The 14,508-nt window shown below is 60.5% G+C and carries 12 protein-coding genes and 1 tRNA gene; 10 read left to right on the forward strand and 3 right to left on the reverse strand.

The features are described from left to right. Positions 1–62: 62 nt before the first annotated feature. Both ACTIGF_RS11795 and ACTIGF_RS11800 read right to left on the reverse strand, forming a co-directional pair. Complete coding sequence (locus tag ACTIGF_RS11795; protein WP_439637074.1) at positions 63–854, reverse strand: slipin family protein; 792 nt, start codon at positions 852–854, stop codon at positions 63–65. Between the two features lie 56 nt (positions 855–910). After that, positions 911–2,341 (reverse strand): NfeD family protein, encoded by a 1,431-nt coding sequence (locus tag ACTIGF_RS11800; protein WP_439637075.1) that lies wholly within the window; start codon positions 2,339–2,341, stop codon positions 911–913. 145 nt (positions 2,342–2,486) lie between these two features. Between ACTIGF_RS11800 and ACTIGF_RS11805 the strand changes: the two genes are divergently transcribed. Together ACTIGF_RS11805 and ACTIGF_RS11810 are read left to right on the forward strand one after the other, a co-directional pair. Next, the gene (locus tag ACTIGF_RS11805; protein WP_439637076.1) at positions 2,487–3,698 is read left to right on the forward strand and encodes an NAD(P)/FAD-dependent oxidoreductase; all 1,212 of its coding nucleotides are present in this window, start codon (positions 2,487–2,489) and stop codon (positions 3,696–3,698) included. 102 nt (positions 3,699–3,800) lie between these two features. Then, positions 3,801–4,553: an SDR family oxidoreductase gene (locus tag ACTIGF_RS11810; RefSeq protein ID WP_439637077.1), complete on the forward strand. Its 753-nt coding sequence runs from the start codon at positions 3,801–3,803 to the stop codon at positions 4,551–4,553. 24 nt (positions 4,554–4,577) lie between these two features. On the opposite strand, the gene ACTIGF_RS11815 is transcribed toward ACTIGF_RS11810, so the two are convergent. After that, positions 4,578–4,665, reverse strand: a tRNA-Ser gene (locus ACTIGF_RS11815). A gap of 312 nt (positions 4,666–4,977) precedes the next feature. On the opposite strand from ACTIGF_RS11815, the gene katG reads away from it, so the two are divergent. The 8 genes from katG to ACTIGF_RS11855 all read left to right on the forward strand — a co-directional run bounded on the left by katG (position 4,978) and on the right by ACTIGF_RS11855 (position 14,466). Further along, positions 4,978–7,293 (forward strand): catalase/peroxidase HPI, encoded by a 2,316-nt coding sequence (gene katG / locus ACTIGF_RS11820; RefSeq protein ID WP_439637297.1) that lies wholly within the window; start codon positions 4,978–4,980, stop codon positions 7,291–7,293. Positions 7,294–7,429: 136 nt separating this feature from the next. Next, positions 7,430–8,026, forward strand: a complete 597-nt coding sequence (locus ACTIGF_RS11825) for a septal ring lytic transglycosylase RlpA family protein (protein ID WP_439637078.1) — start codon at positions 7,430–7,432, stop codon at positions 8,024–8,026. 55 nt (positions 8,027–8,081) lie between these two features. Beyond that, positions 8,082–9,230: a D-alanyl-D-alanine carboxypeptidase family protein gene (locus ACTIGF_RS11830; protein ID WP_439637079.1), complete on the forward strand. Its 1,149-nt coding sequence runs from the start codon at positions 8,082–8,084 to the stop codon at positions 9,228–9,230. Between the two features lie 5 nt (positions 9,231–9,235). Beyond that, positions 9,236–9,871 (forward strand): dTMP kinase, encoded by a 636-nt coding sequence (tmk, locus tag ACTIGF_RS11835; RefSeq protein ID WP_439637080.1) that lies wholly within the window; start codon positions 9,236–9,238, stop codon positions 9,869–9,871. Continuing rightward, positions 9,868–10,908 (forward strand): DNA polymerase III subunit delta', encoded by a 1,041-nt coding sequence (locus tag ACTIGF_RS11840; RefSeq protein ID WP_439637081.1) that lies wholly within the window; start codon positions 9,868–9,870, stop codon positions 10,906–10,908. Before tmk ends, ACTIGF_RS11840 begins: the two co-directional genes overlap by 4 nt. Before the next feature lie 7 nt (positions 10,909–10,915). Beyond that, on the forward strand, positions 10,916–11,698 hold the full coding sequence (locus tag ACTIGF_RS11845) for a TatD family hydrolase (RefSeq protein WP_439637082.1): 783 nt from the start codon (positions 10,916–10,918) through the stop codon (positions 11,696–11,698). After that, entirely contained in the window at positions 11,695–12,558 is an 864-nt protein-coding gene (locus ACTIGF_RS11850) for an MBL fold metallo-hydrolase (protein WP_439637083.1), read from the forward strand. The genes ACTIGF_RS11845 and ACTIGF_RS11850 overlap by 4 nt, the downstream gene beginning before the upstream one ends. Positions 12,559–13,098: 540 nt before the next feature. Beyond that, the gene (locus ACTIGF_RS11855; protein ID WP_439637084.1) at positions 13,099–14,466 is read left to right on the forward strand and encodes a hypothetical protein; all 1,368 of its coding nucleotides are present in this window, start codon (positions 13,099–13,101) and stop codon (positions 14,464–14,466) included. Positions 14,467–14,508: the final 42 nt, after the last annotated feature.

Consider the following 14,508-nt stretch of genomic DNA (forward strand, 5'->3'; position numbering starts at 1 on the left):
GTGATCTTTCTGACTGACTCACATCGAAACTAGCGAGCCTGCCGCCGACCGCAAGCTCAGGCTTACGCTTCAGATGCGTCCGACTTCGCCGGGATCGGAGCCTTGGACAATTGCCCCAACAGATCAATCGGCATGGGGAAGACGATGGTTTGCGTGCCTTCACTGCTGATTTCAGTCAGCGTGCCCAGATAGCGAAGCTGCAAGGCGCCGTCCTGGGACGACAGGACTTGCGCGGCTTCAGCGAGCTTGATGGAGGCCTGCTGTTCGCCCTCTGCTGAAATGATCTTGGCGCGCCGTTCGCGCTCAGCCTCGGCCTGCCGCGCGATGGCCCGGATCATGGAGGAGTCCAGATCCACATGCTTGATCTCGACATTGGCGACCTTGATGCCCCAGGCTTCAGTCTGGTCATCAAGGATCTGCTGGATGTCAGAGTTGAGCTTGTCACGCTCGGCCAGCATTTCATCAAGCTCATGCTTGCCCAGGACAGAGCGCAACGTGGTCTGGGCCAGCTGGCTGGTGGCCATGCGATAATCCTCGACCTGGTTGATCGCCTTGGCCGGATCAATGATGCGGTAGTAGAGCACCGCATTCACCTTCACCGAGACATTGTCCTGGCTGATCACGTCCTGGCTGGGCACATCCTCGGCGACGGTCCGGATATCCACCCGCACCATTTGCTGGATGAAGGGGATCAGGATGATCAGCCCCGGCCCGGAGGTTCCGGTATAGCGGCCAAGCGTGTAGATCACCGCCCGCTCGTATTCGCGCAGGATTTTCAGCGCTGAGGAAATCACACCGAAGGCGACAAACGCCAAGGCGACCCATACGCCGAGATTCACGCCGAGTTCAGCCATGTTCAATACTCCGTCTTGCGCCAGTTGAGCGGCGGGTTCGATTGCTTGCTGAGGCTTCATCCGTTCGCCTTCACATAAAGGGTCAATCCGACCAGCTTGGTGACCACGATGGCGTCACCTGGGTTCAACGCCGTCTTCGCCACCGCTTTCCAGCGTTCGCCCTGAACCTGAACAAAGCCGGACTGTCCCGACCATTCAAGCACATGGCCCTGAGCGCCGATGAGGCTTTTGCCCCCCGTGGTGACTTTGCGGGCCTGAGCGGCGAGACCATAACTCAACATAGCAAACAGGGTCCCGCCAAGGACGACAGCCATGACGGCGATCAGACGCCAGTCAATGCGGAAGGCGGGGGCGTCTGTCTCAATCAACATCAAGGCGCCCAGGACGAACGCGGCCAGGCCGCCCAGCGCCAAGAGACCGGAGGAGGCGAAAAAGGCTTCCGCAACCAAAAGGGCGAGCCCCAGCACCACCAGGGCCGCGCCAGCATAATTCACGGGCAGGGTGTTCAGGGCGTAAAATCCGACGATCAGGCAGATCACGCCTGCAATCGCCGTGACAGGCTCAAGCCCGTTATAGAAAGACACCAGAAGGCCGACAAAACCCAGATTAACCAGCAAGAACGCGATATTGGGATCTGTAATCACCGACAGAATGTCTTCCGCAGCGGTCTTTTCGATCCGGGTGATCTGAGCCTGAGCCACGGATAAGACGCGTTCATCTCCGGACCCTAGCTGCATGGGCTGACCGTCCGCCTGCACAAGCAGGTCTGACAGGTTATCCGCTCGGATTTCAATCACGCCCAACGCGAGCGCTTCATCCGCCGTCGCGCTTATGCCGTCGCGCACGGCGCGCTCCGCCCAGTTCGCATTGCGCCCACGCAGTTCGGCCAATGACCGGATATACGCCACGGCGTCATTGACGGCCTTGTTGCGCAAGGCCTGAGCATTTCCCGTCGCGTTTTGCGGTGTTGAGCCAGACTCTTCACCTGCGCCTTCAGCAGCGCGTTCAAGCGCAGGATCTGTGCCTTCAGGGGCCGGGGACGGATCGCCGCCCGGCAAACCGCCCAGCTGAACAGGCGTCGCCGCCCCCAGGGATGTGCCGGGCGCCATGCCGGCGAGGTGGCTGGCGTAGAGGATATAGACGCCAGCGCTGGTCGCCCGCGCGCCGGAAGGATGCACGAAGACGATGACAGGCGTCTCGCTGGACAGAATGGCGCGATTGATGTCGCGCATGGCCGTATCCAGACCGCCGGGCGTATCCATTTCCACGATCAGCGCCTGTGCGTTTTCCTGACCCGCGAGTGTGATGGCGCGCTGGATATAGGCGGACGTCGCGGGACCAATCGGACCGATGATCTCGGCGCTCATCACACGCGTCTGATCCAGTTCGGCCTGACGCGCCAGACCATCGCCAACCCAGACCATGCCCCCGATCAGCATCAGGGTCAGCGCCAGAGCGCGAAGTCCAAACCGGGCAGGGCGGCGCATCGTGAGCGTCCTTCTTTGCGTCTTTAGGTATATCCATCCTAACCCAGCCAACGGCGCGCATGAAGGAAAAGCATAACCGACAGCAAGACTTTCATTGCAGGCTTGCGTCTTGCGCGAACGGTCTGAATGCGCCATCGCACTGGATATGACCCGATCTTCCATTCCCTATGACGCCGTGGTTCTGGGCGGCGGCGCCGCCGGGCTGTTTTACGCCGGTCAGGCGGGAGCCTTGGGTTTATCCGTCCTGGTGCTCGACCATTCGCAAAAGCCCGCCGAAAAGATCCGCATTTCAGGCGGCGGGCGCTGCAATTTCACCAATCTGGGAACCCGAGCGGCCAACTTTCTGTCGGCCAATCCTCATTTCGCCAAATCGGCTTTGGCCCGGTACACCCCGACCGACTTTCTGGCGCTGATGGAGCGCCATGGCCTGAGCTGGCACGAGAAGACATTGGGCCAGCTGTTCTGCGATCAGAAATCGGGCGCGATCATCACGATGCTCCTCGACGAGATGCGTAATGTCGGTGCTTTGCTCAAACTTGGCGTCGAGATCAGCCAGGTCATCAAAAATGATGATCTGTTTGAGCTGACCACGTCAGACGGCCCCGTACAGGCTCGACGGCTGGTGGTCGCCACGGGCGGGCTGTCCATCCCCAAGATCGGCGCGACCGGCTTCGCCTATGATCTGGCGCGCCAGTTCGGGCACGACATCATCACACCGGAACCCGCGCTTGTGCCGCTGACGTTTGAAGGCGAGGCCAAGGCCGACTTCGCCAGCCTGGCCGGGGTCTCCACACCGGTCATCGCCAGCGCTGGTGATGGCGCGTTTGAAGAGGGGATGCTGTTCACCCATCGCGGATTGTCAGGGCCTGCAATCTTGCAGGTGTCGTCCTATTGGCGTCCGGGCGAGGAGATCGAGATTGATCTGTTTGCTGGCGGGCAGGGGGCGGAGCGCCTGAAAGCGCTCAAGAAGGACATGCCCATGAAGTCTCTGGGCAAGGCGCTTGAAACCATTCTGCCAAAACGCCTCGTCGAGCACATGGATCAAAGCGGTCAATTGCCGGACTGGCCGCGACTGGCCGATATTTCTCACGCCGATCTGGAAGCGCTGGCTGACGCGCTGTCTCACTGGCGCCTGAAGCCTGCGGGCACCGAAGGGTATCGCACCGCTGAAGTGACGCTCGGCGGCGTTGATACAGCTGGCCTGTCTTCAAAGACAATGGAAAGCCGAAAGTGTCCGGGGCTCTATTTCATCGGCGAATGCGTGGATGTGACGGGCTGGCTCGGCGGCTATAATTTTCAATGGGCCTGGGCCAGCGCTTACGCCGCCGCGCAAGCGAGCTTTGAAAGCCAGTTCTAAGGCTCCGAAGCCTTAACTCAAATGACGTTAGAGCAAGTTTCGGGTGGTTCAACTGCGCCCGCATGAGGCACGCGTTTCTCCATCGTAACGGAGAAAACGATCATGCATCTCACAGGAAAGACAATTCTTATCACCGGGGCGAGTTCCGGTATCGGAGCGGCGGCGGCGAAACTGTTCTCAGCCGAGGGCGCCAATGTGGTTCTGGGCGCTCGACGTCGCGAATTGCTCGAGGCTCATGTCGCAGACATCACCGCCATGGGCGGGCAGGCCACAGCCTTGGCCGGTAATGTCGAGGATGAGGACTATCACGCATCACTTGTTTCACATGCGCTAGAACACTTCGGTCATCTGGATGGCGCCTTCAACAATGCCGGCATCACCGGCGATCTCGGTCCAATTCACGATATGTCGAGCGAGAACTGGAACACGGTCATCAGCGTCAATCTGACCTCGGCCTTCTTTGCGGCGAAACACCAGATACCCGCCTTGCTTGAAACAGGCGACGGCTCGATCATTTTCACATCCTCTTTCGTCGGACACACGATCGGGCTCCCGGGAATGGGCGCCTATGCCGCCGCCAAAGCAGGGCTCATCGGTCTGACGCAGATCCTGGCGACCGAATACGGATCGGCAGGACTAAGGGCAAATGCGCTGTTACCAGGCGGAACTCTGACGCCTATGGCGGGAGATAACGCGGATTTTCATGAAACAGTCGCCAGCCTGCACGCCCTCAAGCGGATGGCGGCGCCTGAAGAAATCGCTCAGGCGGCGCTTTTCCTGTTGTCGGATGCGGCGTCTTTCGTGACAGGCACGGCGCTCCTCGCGGATGGCGGGAACTCAATTCACAAGCTTTAGGGGATTGAACCTACAAGCTCATGATGGCGGAGGGGGAGGGATTCGAACCCCCGGAACCTCGCGGCTCAACGGTTTTCAAGACCGCCGCAATCGACCACTCTGCCACCCCTCCGTCACAGAGTTTCTAGCCTGCGATGGGCGCCTGACACAAGCTGGCGCTGGAGCGCCATGCAGTAGATCGTGCAGCAAATGCTGCAGTGCTCCATAAAAAGTTTTAATAGCAGCCATCAAAGCAATCATTTTGACGAAATTGCGGCACGCCCTGTACCTAATGTAATCATAAGGCGGACATACACGCTCTAGACATGAGTCGCATTGCTTATCCGGAAGCAAGCTGGCTGTCTGAACTTGCAACCATGTTCAGACAGCTCTCTAGACTCTTATTCGTGCGCCACAACTTTATCAGGGAGTCTTCATCATGACGCTGCTCAACAAGGGGGTTCTGCTCGCCTCCAGCGCTTTCATCGCGCTTAGCGTTTCCGCATGCGCCACTTTCCCCGGCGCGCGAATTCAGTCCGAAGTGAATGAACCGATCGCCCAGAGCGATCACAGCCAGGACTACCAGCGTCCTTCCATGGGCCATGGCGTTCAGCACGCGCGTCCCAATTCCGCCTGGTGGCCTGAACAACTGGACCTGACGCAGCTTCGTCTCAATGAAACCACCCGCTCCAATCCGCTCGGTGAGGATTTTGATTACGCGGCGGCCTTCCAGGCTCTGGATCTGGACGCCGTCAAATCGGATCTGCGGGAGCTGATGACCACATCCCAGGACTGGTGGCCTGCTGACTGGGGGCATTACGGCCCGTTTTTCATCCGCATGGCCTGGCATAGCGCCGGCACCTATCGCACCTTTGACGGCCGGGGCGGCGCCGGCGGCGGCCAGCAACGGTTCGAACCACTCAACAGCTGGCCTGACAACGCCAATCTGGATCGGGCCCGACGCCTCCTCTGGCCGGTCAAGCAGAAGTATGGCGAGAATATTTCCTGGGCGGATCTGATGATCCTGGCGGGCACCGTCGCCATGGAAGACATGGGATTTGACACGCTTGGCTTCGCAGGCGGCCGTGAAGACGATTGGCAGGCCGAGCTTGTCTATTGGGGCGCCGAACAAGAATGGCTTGGCAACGAAGAACGCTACTCGGATGAAGGTCATCTCGAGCGTCCGCTCGCCGCCTCCATGATGGGTCTGATCTATGTGAACCCTGAAGGCCCGAACGGCGTTCCCGACCCGCAACTGGCCGCCGACGCCATCCGCGACACCTTCGGGCGCATGGCGATGAATGACGAGGAAACCGCGGCGCTGATCGCAGGCGGCCACACCTTCGGCAAAGCCCACGGCGCCCACAGCCCGGAGGACTGCACAGGACCAGAGCCGGCCGCCAATGGCGTCGAAGCGCAGGGCCTGGGCTGGGACAATTCATGCGGAACCGGCAATGGCGCGGACACAGTCACCTCGGGCCTGGAAGGCGCCTGGAGCGCCGCGCCCACCCTGTGGACCATGCAGTATCTGGAAAACCTCTATAACTTTGAATGGGTCCAGAGCCGCAGCCCGGCCGGCGCCATCCAGTGGGTTCCGGCGAATGCGGAAGAGGCGATGATCGTCCCGGACGCCCATAATCCGGACGAATTTGAAACTCCTATCATGTTCACGACCGACCTCGCGCTGAAGGTTGACCCGGCGTATCGCGAGATCACCACGCGTTTTCTTGAAAACCCGGAAGCGTTTGAAGACGCCTTTGCGCGCGCCTGGTTCAAACTCACTCATCGGGATATGGGGCCGAGCGCCCGCTATCTGGGCGCGGATGTCCCGGACGTGGAATTGCTCTGGCAGGATCCGGTGCCGAGCGTGGATCACGCCTTGGTCCGTGCAGGCGATATCGCCGCGCTCAAGGACGCCATTCTGGACACAGACCTGACCAATGCCGAGCTGGTCCGCACCGCCTGGGCGGCGGCGTCATCCTATCGGGACACAGACATGCGCGGCGGCGCGAATGGCGCGCGACTGCGGCTTGATCCGCAACGCAGCTGGGCGGTCAACAATCCTGAAGAGATCGAGCGCGTGTTGTCCGTGCTTGAAAGCGTGCAGGCCGATTTCAACGACGCCCAGGCCGATGACGTGCGCGTCTCACTCGCAGACCTGATCGTGCTGGGCGGCGCCGCGGGTATTGAACGCGCGGCTTCACAGGCCGGTCATGACATCACGGTTCCGTTTGAACCGGGCCGCACCGACGCCTCTCAGGCCCAGACGGATGCCGACGCGTTCAGCTATCTCGAGCCGCGCGCAGATGCGTTCCGTAATTACTATGACCCCGCCAACCGCCGGTCACCGTCAGAACTGATGGTCGACCGAGCGGACACGCTATCCCTGACCGTGCCGGAAATGACGGTCCTTCTAGGCGGCCTGCGGTCTCTCGACGCCAATACTGGCGGCGCAGAGCATGGCGTTCTGACCGATCAGCCGGGCGTGCTCAGCAACGACTTCTTCGTCAATCTGCTGGACATGAACACCGTCTGGAACACCACCGATGAAGCGTATGTCTTTGAGGGACGTGACCGTCAGAGCGGCGATCTGAAATGGACCGCCACCGAAGCGGATCTCGTATACGGCTCAAACGCAGAATTGCGCGCCGTGGTCGAAGTCTATGCGTTTGATGGCGCGGAAGAGCGCTTTATGGACGACTTCGTAGACGCCTGGGTGAAAGTCATGCAGCTGGATCGCTTCGATCTCGCCAACGGCTAATTCCGCCACTGCATCTGGAAAACGGCGAGGGCTGCGATCAGGGATCGCGGCCCTTGCTGCATTCAGGCCCCGTGTCTTGCGCACTTTCGCCACACTGACGATGAATTAGACTGGCGTCAGCATTCAAGGTCAGCTCATGCACGCACATTTCCGCACCCGGACCTTTCAGTGTCTCTGGCTTGTCAGTGTTTTGGCGCTATCGGCATGTTCTGGCCAGCCAACCCCATATGCGCGGCCGGACTTCACGCCTGACCATCAAAACCAAGATGCGCCCTCGACTGAATTTGACGCTTCCCAGACAACAGCGGCGCGCAGCGTTCAGGTTGGCCTCGCCAGTTGGTATGGCCCGGGCTTTGAAGGCCGTCAGACGGCTAATGGCGAGATTTTTGACTCTTCGTTGCTTACCGCAGCACACCGGTCAATGCGCCTGCCCAGCCGCGCCCGCGTGACACGGCTGGACACCGGTAAGAGCATTATCGTGCGGGTCAATGATCGCGGCCCGTATATCGACGGTCGCCTGATCGATCTCAGTCATGCCGCCGCTCAGGCCTTGGGGTTTGAGCATGACGGGCTGGCTGAGGTCCGCGTAGAAGCGCTCGGCCCCGCCGACCCCGAGGATCGCGAAGCGCCCCCCATCTTCTTTGACCCGGAAATCGGGCCGCCTGGCGCCCACAATCCGGTAAACACCCAAAATCTGGGCGATACGCTTCAGCCCGCTTCCGATGAAGGCTAGGGTGTTTCCAATCGCTCACCGATTCCGCTTAAACCGCCAACCCGGGACCCCTCTCATGCGTCGACTGCTTTGCCTGTTCGCCCTGATCACCCTGAGCCTGACGCCCGCAACGGCGCTGGCCCAGAGCGCCTTTGATACGCGCGCCTCACATGCGGTGATCCTGGATCATGAGACGGGAGACATGCTGTTCTCCAAGGATGGCGATACGCCCATGCCGCCCGCCAGCATGTCCAAGCTGATGACCGCCTTGATGGTGTTTGAAGCGCTTGAAGACGGACGTTTGACGCTGGAAACGACCCTGCCGGTCAGCGAAAACGCCTGGCGTCGGGGCGGTGCGGCGTCCGGCTCCTCCACCATGTTTCTGGAGGTGAACTCTCGCGCAGCGGTAGGCGACCTGATCCGCGGGATCATCGTCCAGTCCGGCAATGACGCCTGCATCGTCGTCGCAGAGGCGCTTGGCGGCACTGAAGCGAATTTCGCCCAGATGATGACCGAACGCGCCCACGAGCTGGGGCTTGATAGCGCCAGCTTCGCCAACGCCACGGGCTGGCCTGATCCCGAGCACCGCATTTCAGCGCTCGACCTGGCCCGGCTGGCCCGGCACATCATCACAGAATACCCGCAATATTATGATATCTATGCGGAAAGTGAGTTCACCTATAACGGCATCCGTCAATTCAACCGCAACCCGCTGCTTGGCGTCTTCGAAGGCGCAGACGGGCTGAAAACCGGCCATACCGAAGAATCCGGATATGGGCTGGTCGCCTCGGCGGAGCGGGACGGCGAGCGCCGGATTGTGGTGTTCAACGGCATGGATTCCAATCGGGACCGCGCCGATGAGGCCGAGCGCCTGATGCGCGCCGCCTTCTCTGAATTTTCGACGGTGGATCTGGTGGCTGCGGGCGACGTCCTGGGCCGCGCCGACGTGTATCTGGGGCTTGAGCCCTCGGTCGAGCTGCGCACGTCAGAGGCCTTGTCCTTTGGGCTGCATCGCCGTGACCGCGACGGCGTCACGGCCGAGCTGGTTTATGAGGGCCCGCTGCACGCCCCGGTTCAGGAAGGTGACATCGTGGGTCATCTCGAAGTGAGTTTGCCTGATGGCCGGGAGCTGAGCGTTCCGGTCGAAGCGGCTCAGTCCGTGGCCCGCAAAGGGGCGCTTGGTCGGGCAGGCGCAGCCTTCGCCCGCCTCATTCGCGGCGGCTAAAGAGCATGTCGCACGGACGCTTCATCACCCTTGAAGGCGGCGAGGGCGCTGGCAAAACCACGCTCGCCAAAGCGCTCGCGGCCGGCCTGCAGGCCCTAGGATGTGACACCCTGATCACCCGCGAACCTGGCGGCACGCCCAATGCCGAGGCGTTGCGCCATTTGCTGGTTGAGGGTGAAACGGGACGCTGGTCGCCGCTCGCTGAAACCTTGCTGCTCTACGCAGCGCGCGCCGACCATGTGGAACGCCTGATCATACCGGCCCTGGAGGCTGGAACCTGGGTGATCTGCGATCGGTTTTCAGATTCCACACGCGCCTATCAAGGCGCAGCTGGCGGGCTCGCCGCTGAGCGCATCGCCCAGATCGACGCCGCCTGTCTTGACGGCTTTGGACCTGATCTGACCTTCATGGTCGATCTCGACCCTGAGCAAGGGCTCGAACGGACCCGAACGCGCGGCGAGGACGCGACCCGGTTTGAACGCCAACCCGGCGCCTTTCACCAGGCCCTGCGTCAAGCCTTTCTTGAGATCGCAAACGCCGAACCTGACCGCTGTGTGATCCTGGACGGGTCTCAAAGCCCGCAAGAGGTCTTTGAGCGCGCCATGGCGATGATCAAGGACCGTCTGGAGGTCCCGGCGTGAGTGATGACGAACGGCCCGAAGCAGACCGGGAAGGGGGGCTGCCCCATCCCAGACGGGTTTATGAGCTGTTTGGCCAGGACAAGGCGCTTGAAGACACGCAAGCCGCGATCGATAGCGGCCGGATGCACCATGCCTGGATGATTTCAGGCCCCAAGGGCGTGGGCAAAGCCAGCTTCGCCTACCGCCTGGCCCGTCGCCTGTTGGGCGCGCAAGCCCAGGGTGAAGGCGGGTTGGCCAGCGCACCTGACGATCCGGTCTGCCGCCGACTTGAAGCGCTCTCGCATCCGGATTTCTTGCTGATCCGCCGCCCCTATAATGACAAGGCAGGCAAGTTGAAGGGTGAAATCCCGGTCGAGGAAGCGCGGCGTGCGCCGGAGTTTTTCTCAAAGAGCGCGAGCGGCAAGGGATGGCGGGTCTGCATCGTTGATAGCGCTGACGAGCTAAATACAAATTCCGCCAACGCCTTACTGAAAACTCTTGAAGAGCCGCCCAAGCGCGGCATCCTCATTTTGATCGTCAATACGCCCGGACGACTGCTGCCGACGATACGCTCGCGCTGTCGCCGCCTGATCTTGCGGGCGCCCAGTATTGAAGCCACGACGCAATGGCTGATCGAAACCCACGCCATGAACGCCGATGACGCCCAGCGGGCCGCCGCGCTGGCCAATGGCGCGCCCGGACGCGCGTTGGCTCTGGCGGAAACAGATGCGCCGTCCATCAAGGCGACGATTGACGCCGCGCTTGAAAGCCTGCCGCGGCTGGACCGGGGCGCTATCGCCCAGATCACCGCCGCCGCCGGTCGCAAGGGTGGCGAGCAGATCAAGCCGATCACGCTCGATTTCCTGATCGCCAACGCCCAGGATCGGGCCCGAGCCATGGCTTTGCAAAGCGGCGGCGCAGACCAGGCCGGCGCCTGGGTGGATGCAGCAGATCGACTGACCCGTCTGGCGAGAGAAAGCGAAACGCTCTATCTCGACGCCAAACAAACGCTCTACGCTGCGTTCAGCCTGATGCAGGACGCGGCCCGCACCGAATAAGGCTGACATGCTGATCGACACCCATATCAATGTGCATGGCGATGCGTACGCCGAGGATCTCGATCAGGTTCTGGACGCCGCCCGGGCGGTAGGCGTCTCACCGATGATCGCTATTTGCTGCCGGCTTCATGAATTTGAAGAGGTCGCCGCGATCGCGGAAAAGCATGACGATGTCTATTGCACCATCGGCGCGCACCCCCATCACGCCAAGGACCGCCCCGACATCACAGCCGATGAGCTGCTGGAGATCGCCAAGCATCCCAAAGTCGTGGCGATTGGCGAAACAGGACTGGATTTTCACTATAATCACAGCCCGGCCGAGGATCAGTATCCGTCCTTGCGCGCCCATATCGAGGCGGCCAGACGCGCTGATCTGCCGATCATCCTGCACTGCCGGGAGGCGGACACACAGATGGCGGATTTGCTGGAAGAGGAAATGGGGAAGGGGGCGTTTCGCCCGCTACTTCATTGCTATACCGGCGGGGCCGAGTTGGCGCGTCGCGCGTCAGCCCTGGGGTCATACTTCTCCGCCTCTGGCATCATCACCTTCAAGAAGGCTGAGGATGTCTGCGCTGTATTCCGCGACATTGTTCCCGAAGATCGCGTGATCATTGAAACCGACTGCCCCTATCTGGCTCCGGTTCCTCATCGAGGAAGACGAAACGAACCCAGCTACTTGCCCCATGTTCTTGAGAAGCTGTGTGAGATAAAGGGCTGGGATGCGGAGGAGGGCGCGGAGCGTACGACGCAAGCAGCCTTGAGACTGTTTGACCGGATTTCAGCATCATGAATGACGAGCCGGTATTGCGCGCCCGCATATTGGGCTGCGGATCATCCGGCGGCGTGCCGCGCATTGATGGCGACTGGGGCGATTGCGACCCGAAAAACCCGAAAAACCGCCGCATGCGCTGCAGCTTGCTGGTCGAACGCGCTCAAAGCCTGACCGCCTTGAACGCTGGCGATGTCACACGGCTGCTTGTGGACACATCTCCGGATCTGCGGCAGCAGATGCTGAATGCGAGCATTCCCGCACTCGACGGAGTCGCGTTCACGCACACCCATGCAGACCAGGCCCATGGCATTGATGATGTTCGTGCTTTTGTCTACCGACGAGGCGCTCAACTGACAGCGCTGATGAGCCCGGAGACGCGTCAGCTCTTGCGGGAGCGCTTTCAATATATTTTTGAGACGCCAGAAGGCTCAGGTTATCCGCCGCTGATGCACGACCTAGCGCTGGAACCGTGCGAACCGGCGATCATCTCGGGAGCGGGCGGTGATATCGAAGTCTCACTGTTTGACGTGATCCACGGCCATGAACCCTGCAGCGGCGTGCGGATCGGGCCGTTCGCATACACGCCGGACGTCAACGGCCTCGACCATAATGCGATGACGGCGTTGAGCGGCGCGACCGTTTGGATCGTCGACGCCTTGCGCGACAAACCCCATCCGAGCCATGCCCATGTCAGCATGGCGCTCGACTGGATCTCCCGGATCAAGCCTGAACTTGGCCTGCTGACAAACCTGCACATCGATCTGGACTACCAAGCGCTCCTCAAGCGCCTGCCTGAGGGCGTCAGACCGGCTTATGACGGCCTGGAAGTCACGATACGCCAGACAGACAACGCAATTGTCGACCTGTCTCGGGCCTGAAGCACGATTGAACATTTCTCATAATATATCTTATGCGGGAAATTCATTCTCTCAGAGTTCATCTGTTCGCTGTTCTCTCATGTTGTCACTCAATCGCCCTTGGCCGAGCGGCGAACCTCTCCCCTGAACTCAGATAGAGCCGCACGCGAACACCGAGCCTGAATTCGCCGAAGCAAGACATGCGCACCCAGTTCCCGACGCCCACCAATAAGGTCTCAAGGTTCAGGCAAGCGCCTTTTCGCAAATATGGCCCTGCTCCGGCCTATCCGGCGCTCTTTGGGTGTTGAATATCTACGAGGCCAGCGATGCGCTCTGCAGGCGCGCCGCCTCGACACTGATAGCGACGCATGAGCTCTCACGATCTAAGCGCTCCAGCACCAGGTCGCACGCGCGCTTGATCGCTCAAGTCCTGTGGTGCAAGGCGATCATACTTCACCGCACTGCTAACTAGTTAGCAGTCTCGGACGCCAACTTAGTCTTTGCTCTCTGATCAACGATCAGGGAGGGCGAACCTCCCGTACGACACAGGAGAGGAACGCCATGGCATTAAGATCCCTTGGCATTGTCATTGCTTTGACAGCGCTGACCTCATGTTCTGACGGTCAGGCCAGCAGCGGTCCCGTCCAGCAGGTTTCAGCCATTGATGAGACCATACCGGGGCCACGTGACTGCTTCTGGCGACGGGGTCCTTTCGGCGCAGATCCGTACATCAACATCGCCTATCCGGACGCGAATGTGTTCTATTGGGCAGGCGTGTTCAGCGTGCCTGAAGGCGCCCGGCTCCAACTCGAAGGCGAGTTTCCCGCCAGTCGATACATGTCGTTTGTTTCCTATACGACAGCAGGCCATCCCATTGAATCTTTACCAGACTTCCTGATCAATGCTGATCAGGGCAATAACCCGTTTATCGAGGACGCCGCGCGCTCCGGGGATATGAACCAGTACTCCATTGAGGTGCGCAGTTCTGAACCTGAAACCGTGCGCGACATCGGATCACGCGAGGCCAACGGCCCGACCAACGCCTTGCACGCTCCGGCTGACGAAGCGGGCGGCCCGCAAACCATTTTGTACCGGATCTATCTTCCTGATGACGGCACGGCTCCCACAGGCGATGTAGGATTGCCCCAACCGGTTCTGACGCTCGCCTCTGGCGAAACCCTTCACGGTCCAGAGGCTTGCCAGGCTCTACGCACGCGGCAGCCTGCCGTGATGGCGTCTGGGGCGGCCAGCATCACCCCTGCTCAATATCGCGCACTGATCACCCAACCCAACCGTCCCGACACATGGCCGGCGCAATCGCCAGCAGAATGGTTCATCCAGCTTGATCGCGAGAGTCTGCTGGGGATCTATACCGGTCAGATCAATGAGGATGCGCGCCGTTCTGAAGGCGGGTTCTATCCCAATCCGGACAATTTCTACATCCGCACCATCGTCAATCGAAAGCATGGCCCGGTCTTCTTGGTCAGGGCGAAGGCGCCCACCACGCCGGCCACTTTCAACGGCGAGACACGAATGGGCGAAGGCCAGCTGCGCTACTGGTCGATCTGCTCCAATCAGAGCTTCGTCAACACACGCGTGAATGATTGCCTGTTCGATGAAGAAATCCCTCTTGATCCGAGGGGATTCTTCACCGTCGTCATCAGCCGCGAGGAAGATCGGCCTCGGAATGCGCGACCTGAATGCGGTCTGAGCTGGCTTCCCATGGCCGATGATGGCGATGGCATGTTCGATGAGGATGTCACGATTGTTCAGATCCGCCACATGCTGGGGGCTGACGATTTCGCCAATTCCATCGAGCGCGTAGAGCGACAGGACGACCTGGAGAGCGTCCTCGGCCCATACATGCCGCGCACCCAATACCTTCAAACCAATCAGGTTGAAGCCTTATTCCCGTGCCCAGCCCCCTGAGCCGGAACAAAAAAACAAAACAAAAAATAATAAAAAATCTGG

Origin of the sequence: Oceanicaulis sp., assembly GCF_051859625.1 — a bacterium.
GTDB lineage: Bacteria > Pseudomonadota > Alphaproteobacteria > Caulobacterales > Maricaulaceae > Oceanicaulis.